The organism is Deinococcus sp. (assembly GCF_018260555.1).
GTDB lineage: Bacteria > Deinococcota > Deinococci > Deinococcales > Deinococcaceae > Deinococcus.
Genome location: NZ_JAGLBB010000032.1, coordinates 1 through 18,134 on the forward strand (window position 1 = coordinate 1; position 18,134 = coordinate 18,134).

11 protein-coding genes and 1 pseudogene are annotated in these 18,134 nt (G+C 69.9%); 2 read left to right on the top strand and 10 right to left on the bottom strand.

Features of this window, described 5'->3' with window-relative positions; genetic code table 11:
• Nucleotides 1-595, top strand: a pseudogene (locus tag QZ271_RS07755) (MFS transporter); the annotation flags it as partial.
• A gap of 21 nt (nucleotides 596-616) precedes the next feature.
• Here QZ271_RS07755 and QZ271_RS07760 read toward each other — a convergent pair.
• From QZ271_RS07760 to pstS, 10 genes are all read right to left on the bottom strand, one after another.
• Entirely contained in the window at nucleotides 617-1,645 is a 1,029-nt protein-coding gene (locus QZ271_RS07760) for an MJ1477/TM1410 family putative glycoside hydrolase (protein WP_291430191.1), read from the bottom strand.
• The gene (locus tag QZ271_RS07765) at nucleotides 1,642-2,460 is read right to left on the bottom strand and encodes a hypothetical protein (RefSeq protein WP_291430194.1); all 819 of its coding nucleotides are present in this window, start codon (nucleotides 2,458-2,460) and stop codon (nucleotides 1,642-1,644) included. Before QZ271_RS07765 ends, QZ271_RS07760 begins: the two co-directional genes overlap by 4 nt.
• A gap of 2 nt (nucleotides 2,461-2,462) precedes the next feature.
• Nucleotides 2,463-4,712: a hypothetical protein gene (locus tag QZ271_RS07770; RefSeq protein ID WP_291430196.1), complete on the bottom strand. Its 2,250-nt coding sequence runs from the start codon at nucleotides 4,710-4,712 to the stop codon at nucleotides 2,463-2,465.
• Between the two features lie 147 nt (nucleotides 4,713-4,859).
• Nucleotides 4,860-7,010, bottom strand: coding sequence for a hypothetical protein (locus tag QZ271_RS07775; RefSeq protein ID WP_291430198.1), 2,151 nt, complete (start codon nucleotides 7,008-7,010; stop codon nucleotides 4,860-4,862).
• Between the two features lie 286 nt (nucleotides 7,011-7,296).
• Nucleotides 7,297-8,208, bottom strand: coding sequence for an NAD(P)-dependent oxidoreductase (locus QZ271_RS07780; protein WP_291430199.1), 912 nt, complete (start codon nucleotides 8,206-8,208; stop codon nucleotides 7,297-7,299).
• On the bottom strand, nucleotides 8,208-8,945 hold the full coding sequence (locus tag QZ271_RS07785) for a nucleotidyltransferase family protein (protein ID WP_291430201.1): 738 nt from the start codon (nucleotides 8,943-8,945) through the stop codon (nucleotides 8,208-8,210). The genes QZ271_RS07780 and QZ271_RS07785 overlap by 1 nt, the downstream gene beginning before the upstream one ends.
• Nucleotides 8,946-9,047: 102 nt before the next feature.
• Nucleotides 9,048-10,082 carry an NAD-dependent 4,6-dehydratase LegB gene (locus QZ271_RS07790; RefSeq protein ID WP_291430203.1) on the bottom strand — a complete coding sequence of 345 codons (1,035 nt, stop codon included), beginning with the start codon at nucleotides 10,080-10,082 and terminating at the stop codon, nucleotides 9,048-9,050.
• Nucleotides 10,079-11,638: a hypothetical protein gene (locus tag QZ271_RS07795; RefSeq protein WP_291430205.1), complete on the bottom strand. Its 1,560-nt coding sequence runs from the start codon at nucleotides 11,636-11,638 to the stop codon at nucleotides 10,079-10,081. Before QZ271_RS07795 ends, QZ271_RS07790 begins: the two co-directional genes overlap by 4 nt.
• Nucleotides 11,635-13,095 (bottom strand): GT4 family glycosyltransferase PelF, encoded by a 1,461-nt coding sequence (pelF, locus tag QZ271_RS07800; protein WP_291430208.1) that lies wholly within the window; start codon nucleotides 13,093-13,095, stop codon nucleotides 11,635-11,637. Before pelF ends, QZ271_RS07795 begins: the two co-directional genes overlap by 4 nt.
• A 989-nt stretch (nucleotides 13,096-14,084) precedes the next feature.
• Nucleotides 14,085-15,113, bottom strand: a complete 1,029-nt coding sequence (pstS, locus tag QZ271_RS07805) for a phosphate ABC transporter substrate-binding protein PstS (RefSeq protein ID WP_291430210.1) — start codon at nucleotides 15,111-15,113, stop codon at nucleotides 14,085-14,087.
• Between the two features lie 202 nt (nucleotides 15,114-15,315).
• On the opposite strand from pstS, the gene QZ271_RS07810 reads away from it, so the two are divergent.
• A complete protein-coding gene (locus QZ271_RS07810) occupies nucleotides 15,316-17,889 on the top strand; it encodes a UvrD-helicase domain-containing protein (RefSeq protein ID WP_291430212.1) in 2,574 nt (857 codons plus the stop codon).
• The last annotated feature ends 245 nt before the right edge of the window (nucleotides 17,890-18,134 follow it).

Sequence of the window (18,134 nt, forward strand, 5' to 3'; positions counted from 1 at the left end):
GACGCGCGGCGGCGTGGGCCTGAGCACCCTGGGGTACCTGGGGCACATGTGGGAGCTGTACGCCATGTGGACCTTGTTTGGCGTGTACTACGCCGCGCTGACCGGGCCCGGCGGCGAGGGCCGCGCGGCCCTCGCCACGGCGCTGGTCGTGGGCGTGGGCGCACTGGGTTGCGTGCTGGGCGGCGTGCTGGGCGACCGCTGGGGCCGCACGCGCCTGACCACCCTGGCGATGCTACTCTCGGGCGGCTCGGCGCTGCTGCTGGCTGCCCTGACCTTCCTGCACGCCGGTCCGGCCCTGCTCCTGAGCGTCAGTGTGTTCTGGGGGGTGTGGATCATCGCGGACAGCGCGCAGTTCAGTACGGTCGTCAGTGAGATCGCCGACCCGCGCTTCGTGGGCAGCGCCCTGACCGTGCAACTGGCCCTGGGATTCACGCTCACCGCCGTGAGCATCGCGCTGGTTCCGGTGCTGGTCACCGTGTCCGGGTGGCCCGCCGTGTTCACGGTGCTGGCCGCCGGGCCGCTGCTGGGCGCCTGGGCCATGCAGCGGCTCGCCCGCCACCCGGACGCCCGGCGAATCGCCGGTGGACGTGGGTAGCTGGGCCTACCGGCGACCCGGTCAGCGGCCCGGCGTCAGGACGTTCACTTCGCGCACGGTCACGTACGGCACCAGTCCGGCGGCGCGGGCGCGGTCGTACAGCTCCGTGATCAGCGGCTCGCGGTCGGCGTACTCGATGGTGAACACAGGCTTGCCGAGCGCTTTCCACTGCGTGTAATCGGCCAGCAGTTGCGTCTGCCGTTCGGGCTCGGTGGGCGTGTTCATGGCGTACATGAAGGTTTCCTCGTTGCCCAGCGCGTTCACGCACGGCACGTACCGGGCGTCGTGGATCAGGCCCGAGGCATTCTGCGGAACGATCAGGAACTCCGGGTCGCGGGCGCGGGCGTGCGCGGCAATCCGGCACACCCAGGTGATCATGTCTGCCTGCGCCGCCGGGTTCTGCGGATTGCGGTCGTAGGCGTCCACGAGGTCCATGTACACGCCGTCGAACCCGGAATCCATCAGGCGGTCCAGGCTGCGCAGCACGGTCGCCTGCCAGTCCGGGTGCCAGTACGCCACGTTGAAACTCCCCGGCCAGTCCGGGTCCTCCTGAAGCAGCCATTCGGGCGGGTTGGTCTTCCAGTCGGGCTGCCAGTACGGGCGGTAACTCTCGGCCGCGCCGATGCTCAGGTAGCCGAGCGTGAGGCGGTCACTCTGGCCGGTCCGGGCGGCGGCGGCGCGCACTTCGGCGGTCGGCCACGGCACACCGAAATCGTCCCCGGCGTCCACGACCACCAGATCGAAACTGGACGCCGCGACCGGCTCGAGGCGCGCCGGAATGTAGTTTGTAAGCTGGTAGCCCCAGGTGCGGGCGTCGTTTAGGCGGGTCTGCCGGGTCACGCTCCCGGTTGGGGGCAGCGTGGGTTCCGGGGAAGGGACAGGCTGTGGACGGACGGGTCGACGGGCCTTGCGGTGCGTGTCAAGCTGAACGTCTACCCCCGGACCGGAGGTGCCGAGCTGAGTGTCGGCATTCGGTCCGGTGGCGCAGGCAACCAGCAGCAGGCCTGGCAGCAACCGGACAGCCAGGGCAGAGAGGAGTGGGCGGGTCAAGGTTGATATGAGCATGGCGGACCTCCGGGTAGTACGACTGGGTTGGGGGGCTCTGGGGCGCAGGGGTCGGCCGGCCAGGAGAGCGTCCGGTCCGTTACGAAGGTGTTCAGGCCGTGCGCGGCAGCGCGGGCGTGCGCTGCGGCGGCCAGTTCCGGCGTGTCCGCGTAGTCCAGTGCGTCCACTGGCAGACCGTAGCGGCGCAGTTCCCGCAGCCAGTGGGCGGTGTACGCCATCCCGTCCGGCGGGTGCAGGGTCGGGGAGGGCGAGTGGGTGGTGCTGAAGGCCTCGAACAGCACGCCGTCGAGCAGCGGGGCCAGTTCTGGCAGCAGGCCGAACCCCCGGTTGCCGGTCAGGGTCGCGCGCGGCCAGTGGGCGCGCAGGGTCCGGATCAGGGCCAGCGTGCCGGTGGGGTCGGCGCTGTCCAGGGTGTCCAGCAGCAGGCCGTCCGTGTGGGCCAGGGCCTGCGCAGCCCGCTCCAGCAGCACCTGCTGCCACTGCGGGTGCCCGACGTCCACGGTCACGCTGCCCCAGGCGGGGTTGACCTGAAGGTGATACGCGGCGCTGCCCGGCACGCAGGGCCATTCGCCCAGCGGGTGATCCTCGCCCACGCTCAGGTACCCCAGCACGCGCACCGTGCGCCGCAGCGACCGCAGGTCCTCCGGGCGGTACAGTCCAGCCTGCACGACCACGCGGTCATGCGCGCGCAGGGCGCCCAGAGCGGCGGGTGTGGGAGGCCCGTAGTACACCGCCAGTGGCCCCGGGGGGAGCGGGGCGCTGGCGGCGGTAGGGACAGCTGTGGCGGGCGGGGCAGGCATGCTCAGCGGGGCGTGACAGGCACGGTCGTCGCAAGCAAACCGACCGTGAACTGCGCTGTGCGCCGACCGGCGTACACTTCGGTCTTCTGGAAGGTGCTGGCCGACGCGCCGGTCAGGAACACGAAGCGGCGGCCGGTCCCGGCGCGGCGCTGCACCTCCACGGTGTTCAGTTTGCGGTCAAAGACGGCCGTCACGCTGTCCTTGTCGTTCTCGTAGCGGGTGCGGGCGTCCACGTACTGGCCCAGTGAATTCCAGTCCAGGGTGGTGAGCGGCAGTGTCGAGTACGCCGAGTAGGTGTCCAGCAGCGCCCGGACCCAGTCGGTGGCGAGGCTGCGGCCCGGCGTGTACTCCTTCAGGTTCCCCTGGTGCATGTAGTGCGGCCACGCCGTGCCGTTCAGCAGGTGAATCACGCTGATGCCCACGTCCTGCGCCAGGAACTCGTCGTAGTTCAGGTTTTTCGGCCAGTACGGGGCGCTGCCGCCGGGCCCGAACACGGCGTTGTACTGCCCGGCCGCCTCGTCGGGCGCGGTGGTGTTGTACGCCACGCTGTTCGGCCAGCGCGGCACCAGCAGCGTCAGCGGGTTCAGGGGGCTGGTCACGCCGCAGTTCGGGCATTGCGGGTCCCACTGGCTGGGCACCGAGTGGTTCGAGGCGACGTACCGCATGCCCATCAGGCTGGTCGCCTGCATCAGCTCGCGGTTGCCGGCGTTCAGTCCGTAATCCACCTTGTTCTGCCCGGCGCCGGGCGAGTACCAGCCCAGCCCCGAGTGTTCCGGCGTGACCACGGCGCGCAGGCTCATGGGCAGGTGCATGTACGAGCCGATCAGCGCGTTCTGGTACAGCTGCGTGAACGCGTCGCTGAAGTTCATGGTGTCCATGTTCAGGTGGTCGCGCGAGTGATTGACCCAGTCGAACGAGTTCGCCACGCACTTCGTCACGGCGCTCAGCGGGTCCGCCACGGTGGCGGCGGGCGCGCAGGTGTTCGGGGCGGTCACGTCGGCTCCCAGGCCGTTAAAAGCCTGCGCGTACCGGAAGTTCGGGGCGACCGGGTACTGCGTGCGCACGGCACTCTGCTGGTCGCGCAGACTCAGGGCGTCACGGCCGCGCAGGCGGAAATCGCGGGGCACGATCTTGCCCGTGGCCGGGTCGAACCGGTCGGCGTACAGGAACCAGTCGTCGATGTCCACCTGCAGGAACCGGCGGTACTCGCCCAGGTGCACCCCGCGCGTGAGCCACCCGATCAGGCCGTCGCCCAGCAGCTGCGTGTGCAGCAGGTACGGGTTTTGCGCCATCGTCAGCAGCATCCGCTCGCGGCCGTCGGCGCTCGTGCTGGTCGCGGCCAGGACGTTGCCTCCTGCGTCGGTCAGGAGAGGCGTGGTGGTCACGCCCGGCACCGCCTCCAGGCGCGAGGGGTAGCTGTAAGCGGAGCGCACGGGCACCACGTCAGTCAGGTCCGCGAACACGGCCTTCCCGGCGGGCGTGACGGTCAGGTCCGCCGTGGCGCCCGCCAGTCCCGGCGCGGCGCGCAGGCCGTAGTCTTCCGGCGCGACCTGCGGGTATCCGAAGAGCGCCAGTTGCCGCACGCCGAAGGTGCGTTCGTATTCGAACAGCGTGTTCCACTCGTTCGTATCCAGGGCGCTCTCGTAGAAGCCGGGGCGGGTTTCTGTGGTCAGGGCGTTACTGGTCATCACGACCGCCTGGTACCGGCCGGTGCCGTCCGGGGCGACCAGTGCGGCGGCGTCCAGTGGCGTGGTCGTGGCGTCCAGCGTGATGAAGGGAATGCCGTGCGCCTGCAGCAGTGCCCGCGCGCTGGGTAGCCCGAAATCGGCCGCTCCGGCATGCAGGACCAGCACCTGAAGTTGCGTGCGGTCCGGGTTCAGGGTCACGCCGCTCAGGCCACTGGAGGCTGCCTGGGCACGCAGCGATCGCGGCACGCGGGTCTCGCCCAGCCGGGCGCTGGCCGCCGCCCGTTGCGCCGAGTCGCGCAGCCGCTGACTGGCAATCAGGGAAGGCGCGTAGGGTTCGTCAGGGTGGTCCGCATCGGGTTTCGCGTACTCGCCCTCTGCGCTGGCCGTAACGGGGTCGCCGGAGTGCGTTATCTCGGAGAGGGCCACGTTCCCGGAGGCTAGTTTCGCTGCGATGGCTTCTGGCGTCAGGGCCGACGTGTCGGGGATCGGAGTCGGCGCGCCCTGCTGTCCTCTCCCGCAGGCACTGAGGGTCAGGGCCAACAGCAGCAGGGCGCTGTGCCTCACGTGGCGGGGACGGTGGAGACGGGAGCTCTGGTCGGCGGGTCGGACGGGTTTGAGAATAGGCATGGTTTCAGAACTCCGGGGAAGGGTGAGAGGGGGTGGGCACGTGACCTCCACAGTAAGCGGCCGGCCAATGCGGAGCGCCTCAGGTCAGCGCGGCGTGACGGGCACGTCGAGGCTGCCGCTCAGGTCGTAGCGGGCGGCCCGGTCGGAACCGTACAGCGTGCCGCTGGTGGCCCCGCTCAGGGTGACGGGAACGCTCCCGGCGCTGCTCGTCAGGCGGACGGTTCCGGCGCTGCGGTTCCATAGGCCGCTCAGGGTTCCAGCGGCGGTGGCCTTGACCTCGGCCGTATGACGTCGCAGCTGGGCTCCCAGGTCATCCCACCGCAGGGTGTTCAGCGGCAGGGTGCTGTAGGTGCTGTACTTGGCGAGGGCGGCTTTTACCCAGTCGGTGGCAAGGCTCTTGCCGCTCTCGTACTGCCGCAGGTTCGGCTGGTGCATGTAGTGCGGGAATGGCGTGCCGTTCAGGATGTGCGTGAGGGCCTGATCGCTCTCGCGGTCCAGGAATTCTTCGTAGCTCAGGTTCCGGTCCCAGTAGGGGAACAGACCGCCCGGCCCGTACAGGCTGTTGTAGAAGGCGGTCGCCGCGTCGGGTGTGGTCACGTGGTACGCCACGCTGTTCGGCCAGCGGGGCACCAGGAAAATACCGGGGTTGAGCGGGTGGGGCACGCCGCAGGTGGGGCACTGCGCGTCCACCTGGCTGGCAATGCTGTGATCGGATCCCAGGTAGGTCACGCCACTGTTCTGGGCGACTGCCAGCAGGTTGGGGTTGCTGCGGCCCAGGCCCAGGTCCTTTTTGGGGCCGGAGGGGTCGCCCTGATCGTTGCGGGTGCCGTCGTCGTTGGGGTCCATGAACCCCAGGCCGCTGTGTTCGCCGGTGACCAGGGACGCGCGGCTCATCCTGAGGCCCAGTTTCGTGCCCACCGTCAGGTTCTCCTGAATCTGCGCGGTGACGGTGGAAAGCGGCATGACGTCCACGCGCTGGTGGTCCAGGGTGTGGTTGACCCAGTCGAACTGGGTGTTCAGGCAGCGGGCCACGCTGCTGAGCAGGTCGCTGGTCAGTCCCGGCAGGTTGCTGCACAGCGTGGGAACGCTGGTGTCCGCGCCGCCCCCGTTGAACATCATCGCGTAGCGGAAGTCCGGCGCGGCTGGATAGTTGATGCGCAGCAGGTCCTGCTGCGTGCGGGCACTCAACAGGTCGGTCCCCGACAGCCGGAACGGCGTGGTCAGCGTCAGGTTGCTGGTCAGGTGATCCCCGGCGGTGAACACGTCGTCGATATCCACCTGCAGGAAGCGGCGGTGCTCGCCGAGGTGCACGCCGCGCGTAAGCCACCGGGCCAGACCGCGCCCCAGCAGCTGCGAGTGCGTCAGGTACGGGTTCTGCGCGCTGGTCAGAATCAGGCGTTCGCGGCCGTCGGCGCTGGTGCTCATGGCGGCCAGGACGTGCCCGGCCGGGTCGGTTGCCAGGACCCGCGTGCTCACGCCGGGAACGCTCTGCAACGCAGACGGGTAGGTGTACGAGTACGTGACGGGAATCGGGGCGCTCTTGAGGTCACTGAACACAGCCTGCCCGGCAGCGTTCAGGCGCAGCGAGGTGGTGGACGTCTCGGCGCCCGCCACGAGCCGCAGGCCGTAATCCTCGGGCACGGTGCCGGGCGCGCCGTACAGCGCCAGTTGCCTGACCCGGAAGGTCCGTTCGTACTCGAACAGCGTGTCCCACTCGGCGCTGTCCAGCGCACTCGGGTACGTGCCGTTCCCGGTGTCCATGATCAGGGCGCTGTCGGTCAGGATGACGCCCTGGTAGCGGCCGCTGCCGTCCGGGGCGATCAGGGTGGCCGTGTTCAGAGGCGTGACGCTGGCGTCCAGCACGTCGTAGGGAATCCCGGATTGCTCCAGCAGGGCGCGCGCCGCCTCGATCCCGTCATCGTTGGGGCCACTGCTGAGAATCAGGACTTTCAGGGCCAGCAGGTTCGGCTGCACGTTCGCCGGGAGTGCCTGCACGCGCAGGCCGGGCGCGATGGTCGCCGGGCCAAGCACCGCGCGGCTGGGCAGGCGCGACCGGTCCGGTCCGGGCGCGGCCAGCGCGTGCTCCCCGTGACCAACCGTGCCATGAGTCTCCGTATCGCTGACGCTTTCGGAATGGGGGTCGTCTGTTGAAACGGCGGGCGTGTTGTCGGGCCGTCCGCAGGCGGCGAGTGTCAGCGTCAGGAAGGTCAGGGCCAGCGTGGTGGGTCGGTTCATGGGGTGTCTCCTGTGATACGGCTGTGATACGGCCTCCGTTTAAAGGGTTCGCAAACCGTTGAATCTGAGAGTGTGAGTGAGACGGATTCCGCTCCATTCCGCCACAGTCGGAAAAGTACCGCCTGCGGCTCCATACCGCAGAATCCGTCTCCTGTTCCTACTCGCGTCCGCTCGGATTGATTCAGAACTGCACCGAATCAATCGGAATCCGTATGAGAGGAGAGAGGGTTCCGGGCGAGTGAACGAACCGGACGGATTCCGTATGGGGCGGCGCCGTTGAACGCCGTCAGTCGGGCGCAGCCCCGTGCAGCAGGGCGCGCAGGCTTTCCCCAAACGAGTACCGGGCGCGGAACCCCGAGGCGTGCAGGCGGGTCAGGTCGGCGCGCTGGTACGGCACGTCGCCGCTGCGGGGGCTGCCCGGCGCGTCCTCCAGCAGTTCGCCGTGGTACCCGAGCTGCGCGGCCAGTCCGGTGACCAGATCGCGGACCGGGCGGGCCTCGCCGCTGCCCACGTTGATCACGTCGGGTAGGGTCTGCGGGTTCTGCGGCTCCTCTGCGCGCAACTGGCCGAGCAGGTGCAGGGCGACGCGGGCGGCGTCACGGGCGTCCACGAAGTCACGCCGCGCGCCCAGCGGCCCGAACCGCACCGATTCCAGCCCCAGCCGCGTGGCCTGCCGCAGTTCGCGCGCCGCGCGGCCCGGCAGGGTGCTCTCTCCAGCGCCCTCTCCCAGCGGGTTGGTCAGGCGCAGGGCGGCGGCACGCACCTGCCCTTGCTGCACGGCGCGTTGCAGCGCCTGCGTGCCGCGCAGTTTGCTATGCCCGTACGGCGCGAGCGGGCGGGCCTCGTCGGTTTCGTGGGCAGCGTGCCCGTCTTCCGTGCGGCCGTACTCGGCGGCCGACGAGAAGGTCACGAGCGCCGCGCCCGCGCGCCCGGCCGCGGCCAGCGCGGCGCTCAGCAGTTGCACGTTGGCGGCTTCCAGTTCCGCTTCGCTGCCGGTGGTGCGTCCGGCCGCGTTGATCACGCCGCTGCTGCCGCGCAGCAGGTCGTCCCAGGCGGCGCGGTCCAGTCCGGTCAGGTCAAGGCGTCCGGCCGCGTGCAGCCCGGGCACCCGCACGGCCAGCCCCGCGCCGCGCAGCTCCGCGACGACGTGCCGGCCCAGAAAGCCACCGGCGCCCAGCACCACGACTGGCCCGGTCATCAGTCGGCCGCGCCGAGGTTCATGTGGGGCAGCAGCACGCGCTGCATGGAGCTCCACTGCTCGTTGGCGGTGTCGTAATCCTCGGGCCGCCCGATGTCCAGCCAGTACCCGCTGAACAGGTCGCTGCCCGGCGACTCGCCGCCCGCCAGCAGGTCCAGCATCAGGGTGTCGAAGCCCAGCACCTGGCCCGGCTCGTAGCGGCGCAGGGTCTCGCGGGTCATGGCGTAGATGCCCATGCTGACCTGGAACGGCACGCTGGGTTTCTCGCGGAACGCCACGATCCGCTCTCCGCTTTCGTCCACGTCCAGCACGCCGAACTCGCTGCGGATCTCGCGGCGGTACGTGGCGACCGTGACCGGCGCGTCTCCCCGCGCGTGGCGCTTCAGGAACGCGCCGTAGTCCAGATTGGTCAGCACGTCGCCGTTCATGATCAGGAAGTGCTCGGGCAGGTTGTCCAGCAGGTTCAGGACCGGGCCGATGGTGCCCAGCGGCGTGACCTCGTCGGTGTAGTCCACGTTCAGGCCGTAGCGGCTGCCGTCCCCGACGAACGCGCGGATCAGGTGCCCCATGTGCCCCACGGCCAGCGTGACGCGCGCGAACCCGTGGGCACGCAACTGGTACAGCACGATCTCCAGGATCGAATACGTGTCGCCGATCGGGACGAGCGGTTTGGGAACGCAGGTGGTGTAGGGGCGCAGGCGGGTGCCTTTGCCTCCGGCGAGAATGACTGCGTGCATGGCGGTACTCCTTGTTCCACGGGGTCGCGGTGGGCGCGGCGAGAGAGGCGGGCGCGGTCAGGCGGGCGGATCGGGCCTGTTCAGGCAGTTCGGTCTGGTCGGTCAGATGGTGTACTCGCCGACGCGGTAGCGGGCGAGGTTGGCGGCGTTCGTGAACCACTCGGCGGTCTGGCGCAGGCCCTCTTCGAGCGGCACGCGCGGCTCCCAGCCGGTCAGGGCGCTCAGTTCGCGGTGATCGGCCAGCAGGCGCATGACCTCGCTGCCTTCCGGGCGCAGGCGGGCGTCCTCCTGCGACACCTGAAGCTCGGCGCCCATCACCTGGCCGATCAACCGGACGGTATCCCCGACACTGATTTCGCGGCCCGACCCGGCGTTCAGGGTGCGGCCGAGCACCTCGCTCCCTGCCTCGCCCACCGCGCGGAAGGCGCGGGCGGTATCGGCCACGAAGTTGAAGTCACGGGTGGGGCGCAGGTCACCCAGGCGGATCTCGCGCTGCCCGGCCGCCACCTGACTGATGATGGTCGGAATGACCGCGCGGGCCGACTGGCGCGGGCCGTAGGTGTTGAACGGCCGCAGGGTCACGACGGGCAGCCCGAAACTCAGGTGGTAACTCTCGGCCAGTTTGTCCGCGCCGATCTTGGTGGCCGAGTACGGCGACTGGCCCTGTAGCGGGTGCGTCTCGTGAATGGGCACGGTGCGGGCCGTGCCGTACACCTCGCTGGTGCTGGTGTGCACCACGCGGGCCGTGCCGAGGTCACGGGCGGCTTCCAGGACATTCAGGGTGCCGGTCACGTTCGTCTCCACGTACGAACGGGGCGCGACATACGAGTACGGAATGGCGATCAGGGCCGCGAGATGATAGACGGTCTGCGCGCCGCGCATCAGTTCCCGCACGCTCCCGGCGTCCCGCACGTCACCCAGTTGCACCTCGACGTGCTGCATGACGTCCGGGCCGACCTGATCGAGCCAGCCGTACGAGCCCTGCGAGTTGTAGATCGCCATGGCGCGCACGCGGTACCCGGCGCGCACGAGTTCCTCGGTCAGGTGCGAGCCGATGAAACCATCCGCGCCGGTCACGGCCACCAGCGGACGGGAAGAGGCGGAAGGCTGCGGGGCGGTGGGGGACATCTGGGTCATCGGTAACTCCGGGGGTCAAGAAGGGAGCGCAGGGACAGGGCGATCAGAAACGCGCAGAAGGCCAGCAGCGTGTCGGCCAGCAGTGTGCCGGCCAGGTGCGGAGAGGAAGGCGGGATCAGCGGTGAGGCGAGCAGCGCCGCGAGCAGCAGCCACAGCCCGGTCAGCAGCGGCAGTTGTCGGTGGTTGGCCAGCCACGCGCTCAGCAGCGTGGCCGCGCCGTAGGTGGGCACCAGCGTCCAGGCGTCCGGGTGCGCCTGCGCCCACGCAGGAATCGGCAGGTTGGCCGCGAGGTACACCCACACCCCCAGCACCAGGGCGTAGATCGCGGCGGCCACGGGCAGGGTCGGCAGGCCGATGCGGCGCAGCGCGCGCAGGCTCACGCTGCGCCGCGCGGCGTGCTGAAGGCGTTCTTGCACGTGCCACACCCCGGCTTCCAGCAGCCCGGTGCTGAGAATCACGGGCAGCAGCGTCCACGCGCCCAGCCGCCCGGTCAGCAGCACGAAGGTCAGCGCCAGGGACCAGCCGTACGCGGCGTGCCGTAGGTGCGGGCGGAGCGTCGCCCAGCGGGCGGGCAGCGTACCCGCCGCGCGGGTCACGTTCAGGGTGATCAGTAGCGGCACGGTGGCCAGCAGCAGCATGGCGACCACCGCGCCCGGCCGGGACGGCGCGGCGTACACGACCCCGGCGGCCAGCAGCGGAAGGCCGAACGCGCCGGCAAACTGCCCGGTCAGCCGCAGCGCCAGCAACACCCCCGCCGCGCCGGTCGAGAGTGCCACGGACCCCCCGACCCCCGCGCCGGACGCGATCACGCCCGGACTCAGGCCCTCTGGCCCGGCGCTCAGGGCCGCCACGACCCCGCCGCCGATCAGGCCGATCACGCCGCTGAGGAGCGTCGCCAGGCGCAGCGCGCGGCCCGGAACGGCCAGCGGCTCGGCGTAGCGGACACCCGCGATCAGCATGGTCCAGCCCCACCCGAACGCCGCGGCGAACACGAACGCCGCGTCCGACCCGCTGCCCATTTCACGCGCGACCAGCAGGCCCGACAGGCCCGGCAGCAGGTACAACGGCCCGCGCAGCAGCGTGTGCCACGGGAACGCCGGAACGGACTGCGCGGCCGGGCGGTGCAGGGCGCGTCCGGTGCCGCGCTGCCGGTACAGGCGCTCGGCCGCGTCGAACAGCCCACCCGTGCCGTAGCGGTCCCGCAGGACCTCGTCGCCCAGCCCGTCGGCTTCCAGGTACGCGGCGATTTCCTCGGCGTCGATCACGCGTTCCCGCTCCGGGGCGAGTGTCAGGTCAATCTCGCGCAGGCGATCGGGCAACGTGTCCGGCGGGGTCGGCCCGCCCCACAGGCTGGAGCCCACGCGCGCCGCGCTGGAACCGGTCTGCGGGTCGCTCGGGTGCCCGGTTGCCTGCCCGCTTGCCTGGCCGGTTGCCTGGCCGGTCGTCTGACCATGCAGCGTGTGCCCGGAAAGGGTCAATGAGCCCGGCGTGCCGCCGATCAGGGTCCGTTTCACGTTCGGGGTGCCGCCCTCGGGGGGCCGCGCCCGACCACTCAAGGGGCTCCCCCCGCCAGGGCCGCCGGATACGCACGGCGGTACGCGATCAGGCAGCCGTCCAGCGTGAACAGTTCCATGACCCGTTCGCGGGCGGCCGCGCCCAGCCGCCGGCGCAGCGGCGCGTCGTCCAGCAGGCGGCCCAGGGCGCTGGCGACGCCCATCACGTCGCGGGGCCGGACGATCAGCCCGGCGTTCCCGACCGCCTCTGGCACGCCTCCCACGCGGGTCGCGACCGGGGGGCGGCCCATGGCCATCGCCTCGATCACGGTGTACGGGAAGCCCTCGCTGATGCTGGTCAGGGCCACGACCTGCCCGGCGCGGTAGGCGTCCGTGATGTCCGCCACGCGGCCCTCGAAGGTCACGTTGCCCTGCAGGTTCAACCCGTTGGTCAGGTTCACGCAGCCCTGCGCGTACCCCTCGTTGCCGGCGGGCGTGCCGCCGAACAGCCGCAGTTTCGCGTCGGGCCGCTGGCGGCGCACCAGATCAAAGGCGCGGATCAGGGTCTCGATGTCCTTCAGGGGGTCAATGCGGCCCACCCAGCTGACGACCGGTTCATTGGGTTCCAGTTCAGCCAGCGGGAACACGTCCGGGTCGATACCGTTGTACACGCATTTGATGCGGTCCGGGTGCGCACCCAGGCGCTCCTCCCAGCGGCGGTTGTACTGCGAGCCGGGCAGCACGAGTGCCGCCTCGCGGTAGGTGAGACTGCACAGCAGGCGGTAAAAGCGCAGTAGCATGCCTTTGAACCCGGCCGAGTACCCGGCGCGGCGGAACTCCAGGTAGCGCTCACGCATGTACACGCCGTGCTCGGTCAGGATGAACGGCGTGCCGTACGTCCACAGGCCGCTCAGGGCCAGCAGGCCCGCAAAGCCGTTACTGACGGCGTGCCCTACCTGCGCCTGTGGCGCCGGAATGCTCAGGGGCCGCAGGGCGTGCTCCAGCCACACCTGCACGTCCAGCACATCGGCCACGCTGGGCGTCGGGAGGTGTGGGTCACCGGGCGCGCGGTCGCGGCGCTGCCGGGCCGCGTGGTCACTCCAGAGCTCCAGGATCAGGGTGGTCACGTGGCTCCCTTCGAGCGTGGCCGTGAACCCGCCGCGGCGTCCAAGGACGCTCAGGGCGTGCAACGCCGCCCCGAAGCGCTCGAGGTCCAGGGTGCACAGCGCCGTGATCATGGACGCGTACGCTTCGGTCAGGCGGCGTTGCCACGCCGGGTCACGCGGCCCGGCGCGCGGCGCCTCCCCCCACAGGGGAATCTGCTCGGCGCGCACGTTGCCTGGGAGGTCCAGCGCCGGGCGGCCGTACGGCTGGCCCGAGATAGCCCGCACCTCGAAGGTGTGATCGTCCAGACCGCGCACCAGCTGGTCCACCCACACGCTGACCCCCCCGTTCGCCTGCGGGTAGGTTCCCTCGGTGTACAGAGCGACACTCAGGCCAGAATTGACAGGTTGACTCATCACGTTGAACTCTCCAGACCGGTGACGGGGGGCCACCTTCTCCAAGGTGTGAAGAAGCGAACGGACTTCCGCCCCTGGTAAGCAAAATCATACTCTTTTTATGCGTTTCGTGAAAAAAACGCAGTTCATTATGTGTGGTGCCCCCAGTGGGGGAAGGGCGCCTGGACAATGTAAATAGGCGTCAGGTCAGCTCTGCTCAGATGCATACCCGGATGTATATGAGAGTACTGTGAAGCTATAGGCGTATCCCCCCGTCAAGTACCTTGTTCGGGTCCGACTCCTACGAATGGCCGTTTGTTGCGTTCATACGGACTGCCACTCCATTCCGCCAAAATCGGGAAGACACCGCCTGTGGCTGCACTCCGCGAAGGGGCGTCTGTCGTTCCCTCTCGTATCCGCTCAGATTGCATTGCTCTGAAAGCCATTCAGTCAACCAAGAGTTTCCAGGCGGCACGAGATGCCTTCCAGAACGCTGCCGATCACGGCCCTACACGGATTTTTATCGGTCAGCACAGCATTCTGCACGTATCTATTCCCTGCGCCCCGCACCACACGACATCCGGCGTCTCTCGCCTTCTCGATGTTCGACCCCCAGATGCTTGTCTCCGGGCTGTTCAGGCTGAGAAGAGCAGGTCACGGCCAACAATCCCCTCCAGGACGCAACGGAGAAAATGACGTACTGACCGACGTTTCTCCTTCTGCGTACCCTCATGACGTCGTGCGGCACACGACTCCAACAGGCGTGGAAACTCTTGCCGAATCACGCCCTGCCCATGCGCCGGGCGGCCAACTCCACGCCCGTAACCCGTTCGCTCTGCTGCGCCGCTCGACAAGTCCTCGGATTGATTCAGTGAAGTCCCTAACCAATATCCGTAGAAGGGGGCTGGTGGTCACGAACCGCACAGAAGCAGGCAGTCCACCTTGCGGGGACTGCCTGCTTCTGTGCGCTTGAGTGCGGGGCCTGGGATTCAGGCCACCGCGTCAGGGGTTCAGAATTTCTTGCCGTCGAAGGTCATGCTGTCGATGATGGTCTTGGCTTTCGCGGCGGCGTTGCTGGGCAGCGCAGCGTAGTCAAGCGGCTCGTTGTACTTCTGACCGTCCGTGACCATCCACGTCAGCAGTTTCTTCAGCGTCTGCGCCTGCGCCAGGGTGCGCCCGGCGTACTTCTGCTCCTGGTAGAAGATCACGTACGTGAAGCTCGCAATCGGGTACGAGTCGGGGTTGGCACTGTTGGTGATGCTCACACGGGTGTCGGCCGGCAGGACCACGCCCTTGGCGGCCAGGGAGGCGGGCCCGTTGTCGGCCGTCACGAACTTACCAGCGCGGTTCTGAACGCTGCCGAACGGAAGTTTGTTCTGCTTGGCGTACACCAGTTCCACGTACCCGATCGCTCCGGGCGTGCTCTTCACAACACCCGCAACGCCGTCGTTGCCCTTGGCGCCCGTGCCGACGGGCCACTGCAGGCTGTTGCCGGTGCCGACCTTGCTCTTCCACTCGCTGGAAACCTTGCTCAGGTAGTCGCTGAACACGAACGTCGTGCCGGACCCGTCACTGCGGCGCGCGACCGTGATGGGCAGGGGGGGAATGGTCACGCCGGGGTTCAGGGCGGCGATGGCCTTGTCGTTCCAGGTTTTGATCTTCCCGAGGTAGATGTCAGCCAGAACTTTACCAGTGAACTTGAGGGGCGTGGTGACGCCGGGCAGGTTGTAGGAAGGAACCACGGCGCCGATGGCGGTGGGGACGTGCAGGAGTTTGGCGGGCGCGGCCTTCATGGCGTCGTCGCTCATGGGGTTGTCGCTGCCGGCGAAATCAACGGTGCGTTCGGTGATCTGTTTCTGCCCGGCGCCGCTGCCGACGCTCTGGTAGTTGACGGTGACGCCAGCGTCATTCTTGTACTCGGCAAACATCTTGCTGTACAGCGGGAAGGGGAAGCTTGCGCCGGCGCCCGTCAGCGCGCTCTGTGCGGATGCGCTGCTGACGGTTGCGAGGGCCATGGCCAGGAGAATCGTTTTCTTCATGCCCTGATGCTGAGGGGTGTGCGTCATGGGATCGTCAGGCCGCGCCGGTGACTGTCCGGCGGGTATGGGGGCCGGATCAGCTTCAGGGCAACAGGGGCGTGCAGACCCGCGACACACGGCCCGCGACACACGGGCCGGGACGCACGTGGGCTGTGACGCACGGTCCCCTCCTGGCGCGGCATGATAGGAGCCGGCGCCGCCCATGAACACTGACCTGACCCCGCCCACCTCTTCCGCCGACACCGGGCACCCGGCGTGGCGGTCCGTGCCGCCGCACTTCACGGCGCAGCAGCGGGCGGTGGTGGTGGCCGTGCGGGATTCCGGGCGTCACCTGATGATCCGCGCGACCGCCGGGAGCGGTAAGACCACCACGCTGACCGAGGCCGCGTGGCACGCCGGGCCGCGCAGCGTGTACTTCGTGTACAACCGGCACGCCACGGCCGGGGTCGCCTCCCGCCTGCCGCCCGGTCTGCCCGCGCGCACACTGCACGCCCACGGGCTGGGCCTGCTGTACCGGGGACACCAGCCTGGCCGGGCGCAGGAGCCGGGTCAGCCGGGCGGTGTGAAGCGCGTCCTGGACCTGCAACCCACCAAGACCGCCCGACTGCTCGGCGCCCCGCAGGACGGGCAGGGTCCGGCGCTGCTGCCCGCAGCGGTCACGGCCGCCGACCGGGTGTGCCTGCGGGCGGTGCTGTCGGCCCTGACGCGTGCCTGGGACACCTGCCGGGAGCAGATGCTTGACCCGGCCGACCCGGAGGACCTGGCGTTCCTGTCAGCCCTGTCTGGCTGGCCGTCCCCGGACGCGCACCCGCACGTCACGCCGCCCCTGCGCACCGTTCTCGGTCCCGGTAGTTCGGCTGCCCTGCTGCGCGGGGCGCTGGCCCACCTGCCTGACCTGAGTGCCGCCGCGTACCGCCAGAGCGGCCTGATCGATCACACCGACATGCTATGGCTGCCGCTGCACCTGGGGCTGGGGCGCGGCGCGGTCCGCACGGCGCTCGTTGACGAGGCGCAGGACCTGACGCCGCTGCGGCAGGCATTCGTGCGGCACGTGACGGGCCTGCGCTCGAAACAACCCGGCCGGGTGATCCTGTGCGGCGATCCGGAGCAGGCCATCTACGCGTACGCGGGTGCGGACCCGCAGGGACTGGCCCGCATGGCCCGCGAACTGGGCGCGCAGGAGTGGCCGCTCAGCGTGTCGTTCCGCTGCGCCCGCGCGGTGGTCGGCGCGGCCCGCACCGTCAGCGACTTCATCACGGCCGCGCCCGGAGCGCCGCGCGGCGCGGTCGAGCACCTGAGCGCCGCTGCCCTCGAGGTCCGGCCCGGCGAGGCGGTCCTGTGCCGCCTGAACGCGCCCCTGCTGCGACTGGCGCTGGACCTGCTCGCGCGCGGCGTGCGGGTTCACCTGACCGGCCGGGACCTCGCCGGGCGGCTGCTGGAGGTGGCGGAGGCCGCGCTGCCCCCCACCTTTACCCGCCAGCAGGCCGACGACGGCCTGAGTGCCTACCTGCACCGGCAGCTGGAACCCCTGAACCGCACCGGGCAGCCGTCCGCACGCGCCCAACGCGCCGCGCAGGACCTGCGGGACCTGTGCCGCTGCGCGCTGCTGCTGGCCCGCCGCGTGACCCGGCACGGCCCCGCCCGTCAGGACGACCTGCGGGCCCTGCTGGCGCGGCTGTACGCACCGCCGAGCGCCAGTGGTGACGCCGGGGCGGTCACGTTGAGTACCGTGCACCGCGCCAAGGGCCTGGAATGGACACACGTGACGGTCCTGCACCCGGAACTGATGCCGCTGGGGGGCGGGGATCCGCAGGAGGAACGCTGCGTGCAGTTCGTGGCGTTCACGCGCGCCCGGCACACCCTGCGCCTCGCGTACGGCGCGGAAGCCTGGGCGCAGGGGCTACGCGTGCCTACCGGCCCCGACCCTGGCCGGGACGCGGCGGACGAACCGCCACGCCTTTCGGCCTCACCAGCCGTGCCAGCCGGCCGACCGGGCCGCCGTGCCCTCACGCAGCGCCCGGCCGCGCCGCCCGGCTGGCAGCCGCCGACCCTGACGGCCCGCACGGATGGCACGCCCACCTGGGTCGCGCCGGACGTGCCGGAGGCGGCCCTGTCAGCGGAGGCTGTGAAGGTGTCCGCCGCGCACGAGGCGCTGTTGCAGGCCGCCCTGCGCGCGTCCCAGCGCGCTCCGGCACTGCCGGACCCCCCGCCGCCACTGACGCTCCCCGACAACCGGGACTGGCCACTGTTCGGCGGGCCGGACCTGCTGGACGCCCCGGACCTGCGCGCCCGCCTGACGGCGCTCGCCGGGGACGCCCGCGTGACCCTGAGCGAGTGGGCAACCCTGAGCCTGACCCGGCTGGAGCGTGCGCTTGCCAGCCACGGAACGACCGGTGACGGACTGGCCAGGACCGCGCGCATCGGTGACATGCCAGCCGGTGACGCGCCGCCCGGTGACGCGGGAACCGTACGTGTGCGCGTGCAGGCCGCCACGCTGCGGACCCTGGAAAGCGCGGCGGGCCGAGCACGCCGCGCCGTTCCAGCCTTCCGCAGACCGGCCGGGGACAGCGTCCGGGTGGTGGTCATGGAAGGCGGCGTGGCCCGCGAGGTATTCGGAACGCTGCTACAGGCCGGACCCCGCGTGATCTCGGTGGAGATGGCAGGAGAAACGCGGCGCTTTCACGCGCGGACCGGAGAGCTGCTGAACACGCCGTTTCAGCCGCTGGGAACGCACCTACCGGGGCCGACGCTGGCCGCGCTACGGCCCGCCGACTGACCCGCTTTACTGAAGCGGACGCGGCGGGTCAACGTCAGGGCACTGGTCCGTCACCGCCTTCAGCGGCGCCAACCCTCCCAACTCGCTGGACCTGCTCAGTGAGGCCCGCGCCGCCGCCTCAAACTCCACTGAGCTTTCTTGGGACAGGCAGTTGATCTTGATCCCTTGCACGGCCGGTCATTCGCTATGCTGCCTTCATGAATCTTCATCGTTCTCAAGGTCTGCCTCCTCTGGGCGGCAAGTGC